At 64.8% G+C, this 14,878-nt stretch carries 17 protein-coding genes; 12 read left to right on the top strand and 5 right to left on the bottom strand.

Features of this window, described 5'->3' with window-relative positions; all coding sequences use genetic code 11:
• Positions 1-30 precede the first annotated feature (30 nt).
• From trxA to J3B00_RS26100, 3 genes are read right to left on the bottom strand one after another with little or no spacing between them, the layout of a single operon-like run.
• Entirely contained in the window at positions 31-903 is an 873-nt protein-coding gene (gene trxA / locus J3B00_RS26110; RefSeq protein ID WP_209874337.1) for a thioredoxin, read from the bottom strand.
• A gap of 31 nt (positions 904-934) precedes the next feature.
• On the bottom strand, positions 935-1,594 hold the full coding sequence (locus tag J3B00_RS26105; RefSeq protein ID WP_209874334.1) for a 50S ribosomal protein L11 methyltransferase: 660 nt from the start codon (positions 1,592-1,594) through the stop codon (positions 935-937).
• Positions 1,595-2,047 carry a YbaY family lipoprotein gene (locus J3B00_RS26100; protein WP_209874331.1) on the bottom strand — a complete coding sequence of 151 codons (453 nt, stop codon included), beginning with the start codon at positions 2,045-2,047 and terminating at the stop codon, positions 1,595-1,597. It lies immediately after the preceding gene.
• Between the two features lie 105 nt (positions 2,048-2,152).
• Between J3B00_RS26100 and nrdR the strand changes: the two genes are divergently transcribed.
• The 12 genes from nrdR (at position 2,153) to J3B00_RS26040 (ending at position 10,960) form a co-directional block, all read left to right on the top strand.
• On the top strand, positions 2,153-2,617 hold the full coding sequence (gene nrdR, locus J3B00_RS26095) for a transcriptional regulator NrdR (RefSeq protein WP_209874328.1): 465 nt from the start codon (positions 2,153-2,155) through the stop codon (positions 2,615-2,617).
• Between the two features lie 2 nt (positions 2,618-2,619).
• Positions 2,620-3,750: a bifunctional diaminohydroxyphosphoribosylaminopyrimidine deaminase/5-amino-6-(5-phosphoribosylamino)uracil reductase RibD gene (gene ribD, locus J3B00_RS26090; protein ID WP_209874325.1), complete on the top strand. Its 1,131-nt coding sequence runs from the start codon at positions 2,620-2,622 to the stop codon at positions 3,748-3,750.
• Positions 3,751-3,793: 43 nt separating this feature from the next.
• A complete protein-coding gene (locus J3B00_RS26085; RefSeq protein ID WP_209874322.1) occupies positions 3,794-4,459 on the top strand; it encodes a riboflavin synthase in 666 nt (221 codons plus the stop codon).
• A gap of 18 nt (positions 4,460-4,477) precedes the next feature.
• A complete protein-coding gene (gene ribBA / locus J3B00_RS26080; RefSeq protein WP_209874319.1) occupies positions 4,478-5,569 on the top strand; it encodes a bifunctional 3,4-dihydroxy-2-butanone-4-phosphate synthase/GTP cyclohydrolase II in 1,092 nt (363 codons plus the stop codon).
• Positions 5,570-5,659: 90 nt separating this feature from the next.
• On the top strand, positions 5,660-6,136 hold the full coding sequence (ribE, locus tag J3B00_RS26075) for a 6,7-dimethyl-8-ribityllumazine synthase (protein WP_003255395.1): 477 nt from the start codon (positions 5,660-5,662) through the stop codon (positions 6,134-6,136).
• On the top strand, positions 6,133-6,633 hold the full coding sequence (gene nusB, locus J3B00_RS26070) for a transcription antitermination factor NusB (protein WP_209874316.1): 501 nt from the start codon (positions 6,133-6,135) through the stop codon (positions 6,631-6,633). The genes ribE and nusB overlap by 4 nt, the downstream gene beginning before the upstream one ends.
• A gap of 17 nt (positions 6,634-6,650) precedes the next feature.
• Entirely contained in the window at positions 6,651-7,616 is a 966-nt protein-coding gene (thiL, locus tag J3B00_RS26065) for a thiamine-phosphate kinase (protein WP_209874313.1), read from the top strand.
• The gene (locus tag J3B00_RS26060) at positions 7,613-8,116 is read left to right on the top strand and encodes a phosphatidylglycerophosphatase A (RefSeq protein WP_209874310.1); all 504 of its coding nucleotides are present in this window, start codon (positions 7,613-7,615) and stop codon (positions 8,114-8,116) included. Before thiL ends, J3B00_RS26060 begins: the two co-directional genes overlap by 4 nt.
• A gap of 16 nt (positions 8,117-8,132) precedes the next feature.
• On the top strand, positions 8,133-8,882 hold the full coding sequence (locus J3B00_RS26055; protein WP_209874307.1) for a transporter substrate-binding domain-containing protein: 750 nt from the start codon (positions 8,133-8,135) through the stop codon (positions 8,880-8,882).
• A gap of 232 nt (positions 8,883-9,114) precedes the next feature.
• Positions 9,115-9,732, top strand: a complete 618-nt coding sequence (gene ribA / locus J3B00_RS26050) for a GTP cyclohydrolase II (protein WP_119138138.1) — start codon at positions 9,115-9,117, stop codon at positions 9,730-9,732.
• A complete protein-coding gene (locus J3B00_RS26045) occupies positions 9,729-10,148 on the top strand; it encodes an MFS transporter (RefSeq protein WP_209874304.1) in 420 nt (139 codons plus the stop codon). The genes ribA and J3B00_RS26045 overlap by 4 nt, the downstream gene beginning before the upstream one ends.
• Positions 10,148-10,960 carry a cobalamin-binding protein gene (locus tag J3B00_RS26040; RefSeq protein ID WP_209874301.1) on the top strand — a complete coding sequence of 271 codons (813 nt, stop codon included), beginning with the start codon at positions 10,148-10,150 and terminating at the stop codon, positions 10,958-10,960. The genes J3B00_RS26045 and J3B00_RS26040 overlap by 1 nt, the downstream gene beginning before the upstream one ends.
• On the opposite strand, the gene J3B00_RS26035 is transcribed toward J3B00_RS26040, so the two are convergent.
• Together J3B00_RS26035 and dxs are read right to left on the bottom strand one after the other, a co-directional pair.
• Positions 10,938-12,815 carry a TonB-dependent receptor gene (locus J3B00_RS26035; RefSeq protein ID WP_209874298.1) on the bottom strand — a complete coding sequence of 626 codons (1,878 nt, stop codon included), beginning with the start codon at positions 12,813-12,815 and terminating at the stop codon, positions 10,938-10,940. The genes J3B00_RS26040 and J3B00_RS26035 overlap by 23 nt on opposite strands.
• Before the next feature lie 107 nt (positions 12,816-12,922).
• Positions 12,923-14,818, bottom strand: coding sequence for a 1-deoxy-D-xylulose-5-phosphate synthase (gene dxs / locus J3B00_RS26030; RefSeq protein WP_209874295.1), 1,896 nt, complete (start codon positions 14,816-14,818; stop codon positions 12,923-12,925).
• Between the last annotated feature and the right edge of the window lie 60 nt (positions 14,819-14,878).

Here is a 14,878-nt window from a genome sequence, read left to right as displayed (position 1 = left end):
TGAGTATGGCCCCGCGAAGAGGCCTTCGGATCAGTACATCGCAGCAAACAGCTTGCGCCGATAAACACCCACCAGCGGATGCTCGTTCCCCAGCAGCTCGAACACCTGCAGCAAGGCCTTGTGCGGCAGCCCGTTCTCATAGCCACGGTTACGCTGGAACAACTTCAGCAACCCTTCCAGCGCCGCATCGTACTGCTGGCGCGCCAACTGCTGGATGCACAGCTGATACGCCGCCTCGTCATCCTGCGGGTTTTGCGCCAGGCGGGTCTTCAGCTCGGCGGCCTCCGGCAGGCTGGCAGCCTGGCGCAGGAAGGTCAGCTGGGCCTTGGCACCGGCCAATGCAGCCTTGTGCTCGTCGGTCTTGACCGCATCGAGGACCACCTCAGCTTCAGCCAGCTCACCACGCTCAGCCAGGCAGCGGCCATACAGGATCAACCCTTCGGCGTTGCTGTTGTCTTCGGCCAGCAGCGCCTTGAGTGTTGCCTCGGCATCGGCAAAACGGCTTTCGGCGAACAACGCCTTGGCCTGCTCCAGCGGCGAGGCGGTCGGCGGTGCAGGCAATTGCACATGCGGTTCGAGCATGGCGCGGATGGCCGACTCAGGCTGGGCACCGGCAAAACCGTCGACCGGTTGGCCGTCCTTGAACAGCACCACGGTCGGCAGGCTGCGGATGCCGAACTGGGCCACCACCTGCTGCTCGACGTCGCAGTTGATCTTGGCCAGCAGCAGCTCGCCCTGGTAACCCTCGGCGATCTTCTCCAGCAGCGGCATCAGTGCCTTGCACGGCGCACACCACTCGGCCCAGAAGTCCACCAGCACCGGCTTGTGGAAGGAGTTGTCGATGACCAGTTGCTGGAAGGTAGCGTCGGTGGCATCGAAAAGGTAAGGCAGGTCTTGGCTCATCGCGACTCTCGCAAATCTCTGGATGGCATCACTATAAAGGCTCGCGGCTGGCGTGGTACAGGCTGACCCGGCGGAATTCGTGCGGCTCGGCCAGGTCCGGCAGGGTCAGCGCGTCGAGCACGCCCAGCGGGCGGTACAGCGGGTGGCTGAAGTCGCGTACCCGCGAGTCGGCCACCAGCGCTTGGCGGCCTCGGCTGAGAAACTGGTCGAGCAGTGGCAGGTTGGCGCGGTCGTAGAGCACGTCGGCGACCAGAATCAGGTCGAAGCGGTCGGCCTCAGCGAAAAAATCGCTGCTGTAGCCAAGCTCGACATCATTCAAGGCCGCGTTGGCCCGGCAGGCGTCCAGCGCCAGTGGGTCGAGGTCGCAGGCGACCACCTCCAAGGCGCCGGCCCGTGCGGCGGCAATTGCGGCAATGCCCGACCCGGCACCGAAGTCCAGCACGCGTTTGCCGCGTACCCACGCTGGGTGCGCGGCCAGAAAGCGGGCCATGGCCAGGCCGCTGGCCCAGCAGAAGCTCCAGTAAGGCGGTTCCTCAAGGATGCGCCGGGTTTCATCGGGGCTGAATGCGCGGTCCATGTTCTCGGCATCGACCAGCCACAGCTTGAGTGCGCACTCGGGCAGAGCGCTGGCGACCAGCTGCGCTTCACCGATCAGGCCGCTGAGGGCCTGTTGCAAGTGCAGCGGCGGCATTTATGGCGCCTTTTCGAAACGCAGTGGCCCGGTGGCCTGGCTCGCGGCCTGGACGATGCGCTGCGCCGGCAGGTGCATGATCAATTGCCCGGAGCGGCTGGCGCGGCCACGCAGCTCAACCCGGGCACCGGCCGGGAAGGCCTCGGGGTTGAAGCGCAGTTGGTAGGGCAAGTCCTGGCCGGTGCCGACCAGGTTGCTGCTGGCCAGCAGGCGTTGCGGACGATCACGCTCGTCGATCACCAGCAGGGCCAGCTCGACTTCAGCCCCGGCCGGGACCTCCAGCAAGGTGCCGCTGATCTCGCGTTGATAGGCCGGCAACGGGCCGAGTGCGGGGGTGTTCTTGGCTACCTTCGGAGCGGGCGCCACAACGGCTTGCTCGGTCTTCGGTTTTTCGCTGCTGCAGGCCGTCATCAGGCCAGCGAGACAGAGCACGATGAGCGCTCGAGAGTGCATGGAGAAGTCCTTCACGGGCAGAATTCAATGGATGGTAACCCCTTTGGCTTGTCTTGCCAGTCGGATGCGCTACCATGGCCCTCCCTTTTTTTGTTGCCTGCCACCATGCACTGTCCCTTTTGCGGTGCCAACGACACCAAGGTCATTGACTCGCGCCTGGTCGCCGAGGGCGAACAAGTGCGTCGTCGTCGCGAATGCGTCGCCTGCGGCGAGCGCTTCACCACCTTCGAAACCGCCGAACTGGTCCTGCCCCGGCTGATCAAGCAAGACGGCACCCGCCAGCCATTCGATGAAGACAAGCTGCGTGCCGGCATGCAGCGTGCGCTGGAAAAGCGCCCGGTCAGTGTCGAGCGGCTGGAAGCAGCGCTGGCGCACATCAAGCACAGGCTGCGGGCGACCGGTGAGCGTGAGGTCAAGTCGCTGGTGGTGGGTGAGTTGGTCATGGGCGCGCTGCGCGAGCTCGACGAAGTCGCCTACATCCGCTTCGCCTCGGTCTACCGCCGCTTCCAGGACCTCGACGAGTTCCGCGAAGAAATCGACCGTCTGGCCCGCGAGCCAGCTAAAGAGTAAGCATGCCCAGCCAGACCGCGATTCTCGACGCCCACTATATGGCCCGCGCCCTGCAACTGGCCCGCCTGGGGCAGTACAGCACCCACCCCAATCCGCGCGTAGGCTGCGTGATCGTTCGCGATGGCGAGGTGGTCGGCGAAGGCTGGCACGTACGCGCGGGTGAGCCGCATGCCGAAGTGCATGCGCTGCGCCAGGCCGGTGAGCGGGCCAAGGGTGCCTGCGCCTATGTCACTCTTGAGCCATGCAGCCACCACGGCCGCACGCCGCCGTGCGCCGAGGCGCTGGTCAAGGCCGGCGTGACTCGCGTGGTCGCTGCAATGCAGGACCCCAATCCGCAAGTGGCCGGCCAAGGTCTGCGGCGTCTGGCCGAGGCCGGCATTGAAGTTGCCAGTGGCGTGCTTGAGCAGGACGCACGCGCGCTCAATCCCGGTTTCCTCAAACGCATGGAGCATGGCCTGCCGTTTGTGCGGGCCAAGCTGGCCATGAGCCTGGACGGCCGTACGGCAATGGCCAGTGGCGAAAGCCAGTGGATCACCGGCCCCGCTGCCCGGGGCGCGGTACAGCGTCTGCGGGCGCGGGCCAGCGTAGTGCTGACCAGCGCCGAGAGCGTGCTGGCCGACAATGCGCGGATGACCGTGCGGGCTGATGAGCTTGGCCTTGATGCCGAAACCACAGCCCTTGTCCTGTCACGCCCACCGCTGCGAGTGCTGATTGACGGCCGCCTGCGGCTGCCATTGAACGCGCCGTTCTTCCAGGCCGGCCCGTCCCTGGTAGTGACCGCAGCCGCCCCGGACCCGCGCTATGCCGAGGCCGGCCATGAGCTGTTGTGCCTGCCCGCAGGCGATGGCCGAGTCGACCTGCCTGGCCTGCTTGACGCCCTGGCCGCCCGCGGCGTCAACGAGATCCTGCTCGAAGCTGGCGCCGGCCTGGTTGGCGCATTCGCCCAGCACGGCCTGATCGATGAGTATCAGTTGTTCGTCGCGGGCACCTTCCTCGGCTCCCAGGCCCGGCCGCTGCTGGATTGGCCGCTGGCGAACATGAGCGAGGCGCCACGCCTGAAGATCACCGAAATGCGCGCCGTCGGCGATGACTGGCGGGTGACGGCCATTCCCCTGCCGGCCGCCGGCGTATAATGCCGGGCTTGCCTGGCGCAGACCCGTTTCCGAGGAGAACCCCATGTTCACCGGCATCATTGAATCCATCGGCACCATCCGTAGCCTGACCCCGAAAGGCGGTGACGTGCGCGTCTACGTCCAGACCGGCAAACTCGACCTGGCCGACGTCAAGCTCGGCGACAGCATTGCCGTCAACGGCGTCTGCCTGACCGCGGTCGAACTGCCCGGCGACGGCTTCTGGGCCGACGTCAGCCGGGAAACCCTCGACTGCACCGCCTTCATCGACCTCAAGAGCGGCAGCCCGGTCAACCTCGAAAAAGCCCTGACCCCGACCACCCGCCTCGGCGGCCATCTGGTCAGCGGCCACGTCGACGGTGTCGGCGAGATCATCTCGCGCAGCGATAACGCCCGCGCCATCCAGTTTCGCCTGCGCGCACCCAAGGAACTGGCCAAGTACATCGCCCACAAGGGCTCGATCACCGTCGATGGCACCAGCCTGACGGTCAACGTGGTCGATGGCGCCGAGTTCGAGCTGACCATCGTCCCGCACACCCTGTCCGAAACCATCATGGCCGACTACCGCCCAGGTCGTCGGGTGAACCTTGAGGTCGACCTGCTGGCCCGTTACCTGGAGCGTCTGCTGCTGGGCGACAAGGCTGCCGAACCGAGCAAGGGCAGTAGCATCACCGAAAGCTTCCTGGCCGCCAACGGCTACCTGAAATCCTGATCGAGAAGGGGGTGCCGCGTGGCGCTCAACAGCATTGAAGAGCTGGTGGAAGACATCCGCCAAGGCAAGATGGTCATCCTCATGGATGACGAAGACCGCGAGAACGAAGGCGACATCATCATGGCCGCCGAGTGCTGCCAGGCCGAGCACATCAACTTCATGGCCAAGCACGCCCGTGGCCTGATCTGCATGCCGATGAGCCGCGAGCGCTGCGAAACGCTCAAGCTGCCGCTGATGGCGCCGCGCAATGGCTCGGGCTTCGGCACCAAGTTCACCGTTTCGATCGAAGCCGCCGAAGGCGTCACCACCGGCATTTCCGCCGCCGACCGCGCGCGCACCGTGCAGGCTGCCGCGGCCAAGGAAGCCAAGGCTGAAGATATCGTCAGCCCAGGCCATATCTTCCCGCTGATGGCCCAGCCTGGCGGTACCCTGGCCCGTGCCGGCCATACCGAGGCCGCTTGTGACCTGGCGCGCATGGCCGGTTTCGAGCCAAGCGGGGTAATCTGCGAGGTGATGAACGACGACGGCACCATGTCGCGCCGCGCCGAGCTGGAAGTGTTTGCTGCCGAGCACGGCCTGAAAATCGGCACCATCGCCGACCTGATCCACTACCGGATGATCCACGAACGTACCGTTCAGCGGGTTTCCGAGCAGCCGCTGGACACCGAACAGGGTCCGTTCAACCTGGTCACTTACCGTGATTCGGTCGAAGGCGACGTGCACATGGCACTGACCCTGGGCAAGATCTGCGCTGAAGAACCGACCCTGGTCCGGGTGCACAACATGGACCCGCTGCGCGACCTGCTGATGGTCAAGCAGCCCGGCCGCTGGAGCCTGCGCGCCGCCATGGGCGCGGTGGCCGAGGCCGGCAGCGGTGTGGTTCTGCTGCTCGGCCATCCGCTGGATGGTGACGTGGTGCTGGCGCATATCCGCGAAAGCGCGGGCGAAACCCAGGTCAAGACGCCGAGCACCTACAGCACGGTTGGCGCCGGTTCGCAGATCCTGCGCGACCTCGGTGTGCGCAAGATGCGCCTGATGAGCTCGCCGATGAAGTTCAATGCGATATCCGGATTCGATCTGGAAGTTGTAGAATACGTGCCCTCCGAGTGACACAGGCGCGCTGATTGCCCTGACGCTCGTGTCCAAACCCTCCTGCAGGCCGCCTAGGGCGGCCTCGCTCTTTAAAATGAGAACACCGGAATGACCCTGAAGACCATCGAAGGTACCTTCATCGCCCCCAAAGGTCGCTATGCTTTGGTGGTTGGCCGCTTCAACAGCTTCGTCGTCGAAAGCCTGGTGAGCGGTGCCGTTGATGCCCTGGTACGCCATGGCGTCAGCGAAAGCGACATCACCATCATTCGTGCCCCGGGCGCCTTCGAGATCCCGCTGGTCGCACAGAAGGTCGCCCAACAAGGCGCCTACGACGCGATCATCGCCCTGGGCGCCGTGATCCGTGGTGGTACCCCGCACTTCGAATACGTAGCGGGCGAGTGCACCAAGGGCCTGGCCCAGGTGTCCATGGAGTTCGGTGTTCCGGTGGCCTTCGGCGTACTGACCGTCGACTCCATCGAACAAGCCATCGAGCGTTCCGGCACCAAGGCCGGCAACAAAGGTGCTGAAGCTGCCCTGTCCGCCCTGGAAATGGTCAGCCTGCTGGCGCAGTTGGAGGCCAAGTGATTAGCGACGAAAGCGATCGTTTCAACCCGCGCGATCCACAACCTGCGGATGCCGGCAAGCCCTCGAAGAGCGCCAAGCGCCGTGAAGCCCGCAAGCTCGCGACCCAGGCACTCTACCAGTGGCACATGGCTAAGCACTCGCTGAACGAGGTCGAGGCGCAGTTCCGGGTCGACAACGATTTTGCCGACATCGATGGCGCCTACTTCCGCGAAATCCTGCATGGGGTTCCGGCGAAGAAGAGCGAGATCGACGAGGCACTGACGCCGTGCCTGAACACCCCGCTGGATGAGCTCGACCCGGTTGAACTGGCGGTTCTGCGCCTGTCCACCTGGGAGTTCATGATGCGCGTTGACGTGCCGTACCGCGTTGTCATCAACGAAGGTGTGGAACTGGCCAAGATCTACGGCGCCACTGACGGCCACAAGTTCGTCAACGGTGTTCTGGACCAGCTTGCTCCGCGTCTGCGTGAAGCCGAAGTCAAGGCGCACAAGCGCTGATTGGGCGCTGACGAGCCATGGGTGAGTTCGAGCTGATCCGTCATTACTTCGCTGCCGCGCCGTGTGCGCAGGGTGGCGAAGGTGTGGCGTTGGGGATCGGCGACGACTGCGCCCTGCTGGACCTGCCCGTTGGTGAACAGCTGGCGGTGTCCACCGATACCTTGGTCGCCGGCGTGCATTTTCCTGCCGTCTGCGCACCGTTGCTGCTCGGCCAGCGCTCGCTCGCCGTAGCGGCCAGCGACCTGGCCGCGATGGGTGCCACACCCATCGGCTTCACGCTTGCGTTGACCTTGCCCGAGGTCAGCGCGGCGTGGCTGCAGGCCTACGCCGAAGGCCTCAACCACATGGCTCGCCACTGCGGCCTGAGCCTGATCGGTGGCGATACCACTCGCGGCCCTCTCAGTATCACCATGACCGTGTTTGGCCGGGTACCGGCCGGGCAGGCCCTGCTGCGCTCTGGCGCGCGGGCCGGTGATCTGTTGTGCGTCGGCGGCGAGCTGGGCAATGCTGCCGGCGCCTTGGCGTTGGTGCTTGGCGAACGCCAGGCCGAGCCTGGCGTTGCCGAGCCACTGTTGGCTCATTATTGGGCGCCATCGCCGCAGTTCGCCCTGGGCCAGGCCTTGCGCGGCAAGGCGACAGCGGCGCTGGACATCTCCGATGGCCTGCTCGCCGACTGTGGCCACATCGCCAAGGCCTCCCGGGTGGCGCTCGAGGTGAACCTGGCCGAGGTTCCAGTGTCACCTGCCTTACTCGGCTTTGTCGGCCGCGAGGCCGCCTGTCAGGCGGCCCTGACCGGTGGCGACGACTATGTACTGGCATTCACCTTGCCGCCGACTCAGCTTTCATCCCTGCGCGCTGCTGGCGTGCCCGTGCATGTCATCGGGCGTGTCCTCGAAGGCGAGGGCGTGAGCCTGCGCGACGCTCAGGGCCAAGACATCACCCCGCAGCAGCGGGGCTATCAACACTTTAGGGAGACACCGTGACCGACCACCCCAATCAGGTGCCTGCGGAGTTCGTTCCGCCTTCGGTCTGGCGCAACCCGTGGCACTTCATCGCCTTCGGTTTTGGCTCCGGTACTCTGCCCAAGGCCCCCGGCACCTGGGGCTCGCTGGTGGCACTGCCGTTCATCCCGTTGTGGCAGATGTTGCCCGACTGGGGCTACTGGCTGCTGCTTGGCGTGACCATGCTGTTTGGCTTCTGGCTGTGCGGCAAGGTGGCCACCGACTTGCGCGTCCACGACCATGAAGGCATTGTCTGGGATGAAATGGTCGGCATGTGGATCACCCTCTGGCTGGTGCCGGAAGGCTGGCAATGGTTGCTGGCAGGGTTCTTGATGTTCCGCTTCTTCGACATCCTCAAGCCCTGGCCGATTCGCTGGATCGACAAGCATGTGCACGGCGGGGTCGGGATAATGCTCGACGATGTTCTTGCGGGTGTGTTCGCCTGGCTGGGCATGCAGGTTCTGGTCTGGGCGGTTGCCTGATACAGGGAGCGTGGAGATGGCTATAAGGACGGCGTTGCTGGCGATAGTGCTGTTGCTCGGCGGCGTTGTAACGGCTGCCAGTGCACAGCAGCCTGTGCAGCAGATCCATCTGGTCAGTGAGGAGTGGCTCGACTACACCAACGCCGACGGGACTGGCCTGGCCTGGGATGTGCTGCGCAAGGTATTCGAGCCGGCGGGGGTCAAGGTCTCCCTGCAGAGCGCACCCTACAGCCGCGCAGTGGGCCTGGTGAAACGGGGCGAGGCGGATGCCTGGGTGGGCTCGTACAAGGATGAGAACGAAGACAACCTGTACCCGCGCTGGCACTTCGACATGGACCATATCTACGCGTTGGGCCTGGTCAGCAAGCCAGTGCCGACACCGGCGACCATCGGCCAGTATCGCTTGGCCTGGGTACGGGGCTACAACTACGGCAGCTATTTGCCCAATGTTCATCAGTACCGTGAAATACAGCGCCGTGAAGGCATCTTGCCGATGCTTGAACATGAGCGGGTGGATTTCTACATCGATGCACTGACCGAAGTGGAGTACGTGCAGGGCCAGGCGCCGCAGCCGGAGCGCTTCCGCCGTACCCATGTGGCCGAGCTGCCGTTGTACTTGGCGTTTGCCCGCAATGAACAGGGCAAGGCGCTGAGTGCATTGTTTGACCAGCGGATGGCGGTGCTGGTGCGTAGCGGCGAGCTGAAGGCGATCTTCGAGCGCTGGAAGCAGCCGTATCCGTTCAGCCCGGACAGTCGACCGCATTGAATCAGTGACGGCCTCTTCGCGGGGCAAGCCCGCTCCTACAGGTTTAGGCGGCGCTGCAAAACCCTGTAGGAGCGGGCTTGCCCCGCGAAGAGGCCGCCACTGACACCCTACAATGTTCAATAAGCATCGAACTTTTCGATCTTAAGCCGCGATATTCAGCCTGCGCACGCGCGTGAGCCTGCTGATACAATCTGCCAACGTGAAATTCCAAGTTACTAATCAGGAGCACAACGTGCCCGTCGTCTTTGTTGCCGCCTCGAAACTCCCGACTCCCTTCGCGACCTTCACCATGCATGGCTTTCTCGACGAAGCCACCGGCCGTGAGCACGTGGTGCTCAGCCTGGGTGATATCGCAGATGGCGAGCCGGTACTCGGGCGCCTGCATTCCGAGTGCCTGACCGGTGATGCCTTGTTCAGCCAGCGTTGCGACTGCGGCTCGCAGCTGGAAGCTGCCCTCCAGGCCATCGCCCGCGAAGGCCGCGGCGTGTTGCTGTACCTGCGTCAGGAAGGCCGTGGCATCGGCCTGCTGAACAAGATCCGCGCCTACGAGCTGCAGGATGGTGGTGCCGACACCGTCGAAGCCAACGAGCGCCTGGGTTTTGCCGCCGACCAGCGTGACTACGCCATGTGCCTGCCGATGCTCGAGCACCTCGGTATCAAGGCCCTGCGCCTGATGACCAACAACCCGCGCAAGGTCAAGGCATTGACCAGCATGGGCATCAACGTCGCCGAGCGGGTGCCGCTGCACACCGGTCACAACCCGCATAACCGCCTTTATCTGGCCACCAAAGCCGGCAAGCTCGGCCACATGATGGGCACTGAGCATCAAGGTGAGGTGCCTCAAGCGTGACCCGCAGTGAGGTCAAGCAGCGGCTGGCGCTGGCCTGGTGGCAGTACCTTGCCCTGGGCTTGCTGCCGTTGCCGGTGATGGCCTGGGCGTTTGGCGGTGGCGACGGCTTGATCCCGGTACTGGCGATGCCGCTGTTCATCGCCGGTGCGGCGACCATGTTTCTCAGCCTGCCGCGCTTTGGCGCGTACAAGCGGGCAGTGATCGCGACCTCGCAGGTGCTCGGGACGGCTGAAGAGCCGCCGGCCTGGATCGAGTTGGCCCGGGTGCGACGCATCGCCATGGTCTACGCCTGCATCCCTGCCTGGGTTGCCGCGCTGTCGGTTCTGGTCGGGCTCGAGGCGGTCGCACAGATTCTCTTGGCCTTGTCCACGGCCGTCCTGCTCTACCTCTATCGCATTCCGCGTCAGCTGGGCTGATGCGTCGGGTCCTTGGCCTGCTGCTGATGATGGCCGGCGGCGCTCAAGCCGCTGAGCCGTTACGGGTGATCAGCCTGGCGCCCTCAATGACTGAAATCATGCTCGAGTTGCAGGCGGATGACCTGTTGGTCGGCGTGCTCGATGGCAGTGAACGGCCTGCAGCCCTGGCGCAATTGCCGTCGGTGGGGCGCCATGGTCAGCTGAACATCGAGCGCCTGCTCAGTTTGCAGCCGGACCTGCTCTTGCTCTGGCCGGGCAGTGTCACAGCGGCCCAGCGCGACCAGCTTCAGCGCCTGGGCATCGCCACCTTCAGCGACGAAGCCAAGGACCTCGACCAGCTGATCGAACACATCGAGGCCATTGCGGTACGGGTCGGGCGAGCAGAGCAGGGGCGGCGTTATGCAGCGGGTTTGCGTCAACGGCTGCAGGGGTTGCGTGAGCGCTACCGGCGCGAGCGGCCGTTGACGGTGTTCTACCAGGTCTGGGACAAGCCGTTGTACACCTTGGGCGGGCAGCAGATTGTCAGTGCTGCCTTGCAGGTCTGTGGTGCGCGCAACGTGTTTGCTGATCTGCCACAACCTGCACCGTTGGTCAGCATCGAGTCGGTGCTGGCGCGTGATCCCGACGTGATTCTCGCGGCAGATGACGCGCAACTGCAGCCATGGCGTGCCTGGCCCAAGCTCAGCGCCAGCGCCGGCAAGCGCTTGCTGGTGGTGCCAGACAAAGGCCTGGAGCGGCCCAGCGGACAGATGATCGAGGCCACGGCCAGATTGTGTGCGCTGCTCGAGGCTAGAGTGCCGGCGTCCAGGTAAGGCTCAACAGCCAGGTACGGCCCTCTTCGCGGTAGCCGTAATTGGCGCCGTCGTAGCTGTACAGGGCGCGGCTGTAGCGCTTGTCCAGCAGGTTATCCAGCTTCGCCTCGAACTTCACCTCGCTGCTCGCCTGCCAACTGCTGCGCAGGCCGAGCAAGCCGTAGCCGGCAATCGAGTTGCGGTTGGCCTCATCATCGAAACTGCTGCTCACAGCCTGCCAGCTGGCGCCTACACCGAAGCGCTCGAACTGGCGATCCAGGTCCAGGCTCAGGGTGCGCTTGGCGCGGCGCGCCAGGGTGTGGCCGGAGTCGCGGTCACGCGGGTCGATCAGGGCCAGTCCCAATTGGCCCTGCCAGCCAGCCCATTGCTGCTGCAAAGCCAGCTCGAAACCATTGATTCGCGCCGAGGCCACGTTACGCGGTATCGAGTCCTGGCCGAAGATGATCGCGTCGCGCAGGTCGGTGCGGTACAGCGAGGTTTCCAGGCGCGTGCTACCGGTGAGCTGGCTGCGCCATTGCAGCTCGATGGTTTTCGAGTGCTCAGGGTCCAGCGCTGGGTTGCTGAACTGCGGGTAGTACAGATCATTGAAGGTCGGCGCGCGGAAGCCTTCGCTGTACGACAGCAGCACGTCGTTGTTCGGATTCAACGGCACGGTCAGGCTGCCGCTCCACGTAGTCTGGCCGCCGAACTGCTGGTTCTGGTCGCGGCGCACACCAAGCTCGGTGGAAAAATGCTCGCCGGTAAAGCGGTGCTGGAGAAAGGCGGCGCGGTTCCAGCGGCTGTCTTCGCTGAAGTCGGTACTGGCGTGCACCCGATCCTCATACCAGTCGCCGCCCACCAGCAGGTTGTGGCTATCGCCCAGCGCCAGGTCGTTCTGCCAGGTGAGCTGGTCGCGGTAAGTGTTGAACACGAAGCGCTCATCACTGAGCTTGTCGCGCTTGTCGTCGCGGTTTTCGCTGTGGGCCAGCTCAAGGCGCGAGTGCCAGGCGTCAGTGAGCTGCGCGTCGAGGTAAGTGCCCAGGCTGCTGACGCTGAAGTCGGTGTATGGCTGCTGGCCGAAGCTGTTGAAGCTGACTGGGTCGAAGCGACCGAACGGATTGTCGTATTCGCTGCGCCCCCGGCTATCGAGCAGATTCAGGCCGGCTTCCAGACGTTCGCCGAAGGTATGGCTGAGGCTCAGGTTGAGTGACTTGTTGCGGTACGCGTCATGCTCACCATCACTGGCGAAGGATGTCCCGGTCGAGTCGATACCGGCGGTTTCATCCAGGCTGGCGCCGAGGTTGAAGCGGGTGGCGCCGTCACCGCCCGACACGCCCAGGCTGCGCTGCCAGGTCTGGTTGCTGCCAGCCGCCAGGCGCAGGCGCGGTTGCAGGCCGGGGCCGCTGCTGCGGCGGGTGAAAATCTGGATCACCCCGCCGATGGCGTCGCTGCCGTAGACCGCCGAGCGCGAGCCGCGCAAGACTTCGATGCGTTCGATCTGGTCGATGTCGAGAAACTGCAGGCCGCTGTCGCCGGAGGTGGCGTTGGCGATGCGTACACCGTCGACCAGCACCAGGCTCTGGGCAGACTTGGTGCCGCGGATGAAGATACTCGGTTGGCCGCCGCGGCCACCGGTAGGCGCGACCTGCACGCCGGGAACGCGGGTGAGCAGGTCGGTGACGCTGGTGGGTTGCAGGCGGTCGATGTCGGTGCGGGTGAAGACCGTGTTGGCGGCGCTGGTGGCCGTGCGTGATTCGACCTGGCGGCTGGCGCTGATGAGGACGTCGGGCAGCTTCAGGGCGTCGTCACGGCCGGGTTCGGCGGCGAGCAGGGTCGTGGGCAGGCAGAGCAGGGTGGCAAGGGTGGGGCGCTTCATGGGCAGTTCCTTCGCATTCGCGGGACAAGCCCGCTCCTACAGGGCTTGCACCCATTCTGTAGGAGCGGGCTTGTCCCGCGAATGGGGCGCAAAGCGCCCCCAACATTTCAAAGACCGAGCTTGGCCATCCGCGCAACCACCGAAGCTTCGATCCCCGCCGCATCCAGCCCGCACTCGGCCAGCATCTGCGCAGGCTTGGCATGCTCGACATACACATCCGGCAGCCCCAGGTGCAGCAGCGGCTTGAGCAGCGCCTCGCTGGCCAGGAACTCACCGACTGCAGCGCCAGCGCCGCCCATGATGGCGTTTTCTTCGATAGTCACCAGCAGCTCATGACCGGCCGCCAGCTCACGGACCAACGCTTCATCCAGAGGCTTGACGAAGCGCATGTCGACCACGGTCGCATTGATCCGCTCGGCCACCTGCAGGGCCTCGGCCAGTTGTACGCCGAACACCAGCAAGGCGACCTTTTCGCCCTGGCGGCGAACCACGCCCTTGCCGATTTCCAACGGCAGCAGATCTGCGCTGATCGCTGCATTCGGGCCGGTCCCGCGTGGATAGCGCACGGCTGCCGGACCGTTGTAAAGATGGCCGGTGCTGAGCATCTTGCGCAGCTCGTTCTCGTCGCTAGGGGTCATCACCAGCATGCCCGGGATGCAACGCAGGTACGACAAGTCATAGCTGCCTGCGTGGGTCGGGCCGTCTTCGCCGACCAGGCCCGCGCGATCGATGGCGAACAGCACATCGAGGTTCTGCACCGCCACGTCATGAATCAACTGGTCATAGGCGCGCTGGAGGAACGTCGAGTAGATCGCCACCACCGGTTTGGCGCCCTCACAGGCCATGCCCGCGGCCAGGGTCACCGCGTGCTGCTCGGCGATGGCGACGTCGAAGTAGCGCTGTGGATAACGTTCGCTGAAGTCGACCAGGTCGGAGCCTTCCTTCATCGCCGGGGTGATACCGACCAGGCGATTGTCGGCGGCGGCCATGTCGCACAGCCACTGGCCAAACACCGCCGAGTACTTCGGCCCGCTGGCCTGTTTCGGCGCAACCGGTTTGTCGGCCGGCTCCAGCTTGGTGATCGCGTGGTAGCCGATCGGATCGGCCTCGGCCGGAGCGAAACCCTTGCCCTTCTTGGTTACCACGTGGAGGAACTGCGGGCCCTTGAGGTCACGCATGTTGCGCAGGGTGGCAATCAGGGTCGGCAGGTCGTGGCCGTCGATCGGGCCGATGTAGTTCCAGCCGAGTTCTTCGAACAGGGTGCCGGGGACCAGCATGCCCTTGGCGTATTCCTCGGTGCGGCGGGCGATTTCCCAGGCGCCGGGCAGACGCGAGAGGACTTTCTTGCTGCCCTCGCGCATGCTCGCGTAGGTACGGCTGGAAAGGATCTTGGCCAGGTAGTTGGACAAGCCGCCGACGTTGCGCGAGATCGACATGTCGTTGTCATTGAGGATCACCAGCATGTCGGCGTTGACCTCCTGGGCGTGGTTCAACGCCTCGAAGGCCATGCCCGCGGTCAGCGCGCCGTCACCGATCACCGCGATCGACTTGCGCGGGTTGTTCTGCAGGCGGGCGGCGATAGCCATGCCCAGCGCGGCACTGATCGACGTGCTGGAGTGGCCGACGCCAAAGGTGTCGTACTCACTTTCGACGCGCCGTGGGAAGGCGGCGACGCCGTCCTTCTGACGCAGGCTGAGCATGCGCTGGCGGCGACCGGTGAGGATCTTGTGCGGGTAGGCCTGATGGCCGACGTCCCACACCAGGCGGTCGTCGGGGGTATCGAAGACGTAGTGCAGGGCTACCGTCAGCTCGATGACGCCCAGGCCGGCACCAAAATGCCCGCCGGTCTGACCAACGGTATAGAGCAACTCCTGGCGCAACTCGTCGGCCAGGTTCTCCAGGTCGGCTTCAGCCAGCCGACGCAAACCGGCGGGCGTATCGGCGCGGTCCAGCAACGGGGTGACCGGGCGTTCGCGGGGGATCTCTTGAAACGTCGTGGGCATCAGGCGAGTCGTTATAGTTTGAAGACGGGGCAGTTTACCCCATTGTGTAGGAAGCTGCCC

Source organism: Pseudomonas sp. BP8, from assembly GCF_017875955.1.
Taxonomy (GTDB): domain Bacteria; phylum Pseudomonadota; class Gammaproteobacteria; order Pseudomonadales; family Pseudomonadaceae; genus Aquipseudomonas.
Note: the sequence above shows the minus strand (reverse complement) of the source record. Positions and strands in the feature narration are given on the sequence as shown.

Excerpts from the sequence above, each read along its gene's own strand:
- ribE (WP_003255395.1), top strand. The coding sequence starts at position 5,660 with ATGACCCTGAAGACCATCGAAGGTACCTTCATCGCCCCCAAAGGTCGC.
- trxA (WP_209874337.1), bottom strand. The coding sequence starts at position 903 with ATGAGCCAAGACCTGCCTTACCTTTTCGATGCCACCGACGCTACCTTC.
- thiL (WP_209874313.1), top strand. The coding sequence starts at position 6,651 with ATGGGTGAGTTCGAGCTGATCCGTCATTACTTCGCTGCCGCGCCGTGT.
- dxs (WP_209874295.1), bottom strand. The coding sequence starts at position 14,818 with ATGCCCACGACGTTTCAAGAGATCCCCCGCGAACGCCCGGTCACCCCG.
- J3B00_RS26105 (WP_209874334.1), bottom strand. The coding sequence starts at position 1,594 with ATGCCGCCGCTGCACTTGCAACAGGCCCTCAGCGGCCTGATCGGTGAA.
- nrdR (WP_209874328.1), top strand. The coding sequence starts at position 2,153 with ATGCACTGTCCCTTTTGCGGTGCCAACGACACCAAGGTCATTGACTCG.
- J3B00_RS26100 (WP_209874331.1), bottom strand. The coding sequence starts at position 2,047 with ATGCACTCTCGAGCGCTCATCGTGCTCTGTCTCGCTGGCCTGATGACG.
- ribD (WP_209874325.1), top strand. The coding sequence starts at position 2,620 with ATGCCCAGCCAGACCGCGATTCTCGACGCCCACTATATGGCCCGCGCC.
- J3B00_RS26085 (WP_209874322.1), top strand. The coding sequence starts at position 3,794 with ATGTTCACCGGCATCATTGAATCCATCGGCACCATCCGTAGCCTGACC.
- J3B00_RS26035 (WP_209874298.1), bottom strand. The coding sequence starts at position 12,815 with ATGAAGCGCCCCACCCTTGCCACCCTGCTCTGCCTGCCCACGACCCTG.
- J3B00_RS26040 (WP_209874301.1), top strand. The coding sequence starts at position 10,148 with ATGCGTCGGGTCCTTGGCCTGCTGCTGATGATGGCCGGCGGCGCTCAA.
- J3B00_RS26055 (WP_209874307.1), top strand. The coding sequence starts at position 8,133 with ATGGCTATAAGGACGGCGTTGCTGGCGATAGTGCTGTTGCTCGGCGGC.